This is a genomic window from Vibrio sp. 03_296 (assembly GCF_002265885.1).
On record NZ_NPKW01001073.1, the window covers coordinates 1 to 865 of the forward strand.

Below are 865 nucleotides of genomic sequence, written 5' to 3' on the forward strand. Positions count from 1 at the left end.
GTGTAGATTAGTACGAAGCAGCTGTACGAGCTGACACCTTTGGCGAAGCACTTGTTTACAAGCGACGAAGGACGGCCTGCTTACGATGGAATATCTCGACAAAATAGGTACAACCTGGTTGCTGACACTGGGTTACTGCAATCAATGCCTGCAAGCAATGGTGAACTAAATTCATCTCGTTTTTTCTTCAACTTATTTCAATGGTATAAAAGTAAAGAAAGATGCTCTGTTAATCGATAYTAATGACGCACTTGTAAATCATGCAAAAGAGTTAACAAGAAGCAACRCTAAGTAAAGATATTGATTGCTTCCTTCAAATGTATGCACATAAATCAATTGCAATCAATGCAAGATAATGAAGACAGTTTGCATCTCCTTTTACTGAGCTTGAACTATTGAAGCAAGAGGATGCAAAAAGTTATGTCGCAGAGCTTAATAGACGTCCGACACTTCCAGTGGAGGTTTTTACCTTCGCACTTATCGATTTTATGCAGAGAAAGCAACAAGACAGCAATACAAACACGTTGTCATTTGAATCATTACTCAAAGATGTGGGCTCTCCAGGACGAGTTTCCGGCTGTCTTCTAGCGGACTGAGTGACAAATTAGATCAAGTAGAAGCACTAACGGAAGGGAAAATTGCTTGGACAGATACACAAGGCTTGCGACAGGTTCAGCACTCGTTTTCAGATATCAGTAACATCAATCCAGAGCAGTATTTAAAACGCTATTACAAATCAGAGGAAAATAAGTCGTGATTTTAAGCAACACATATTCTATCGCTGCACGTCATCAACGTTCGACCCGAATTGACAGTGACTTAAGCGAAGATTTCTTTTCTGGTTTGGTTTACCACGGTACTGCAC

At 40.2% G+C, this 865-nt stretch carries 1 pseudogene; it reads left to right on the forward strand.

The window, feature by feature from the left end:
- Positions 1–374: 374 nt before the first annotated feature.
- Positions 375–596, forward strand: a pseudogene (locus CIK04_RS35870) (DUF4007 family protein); the annotation flags it as partial.
- Positions 597–865: the final 269 nt, after the last annotated feature.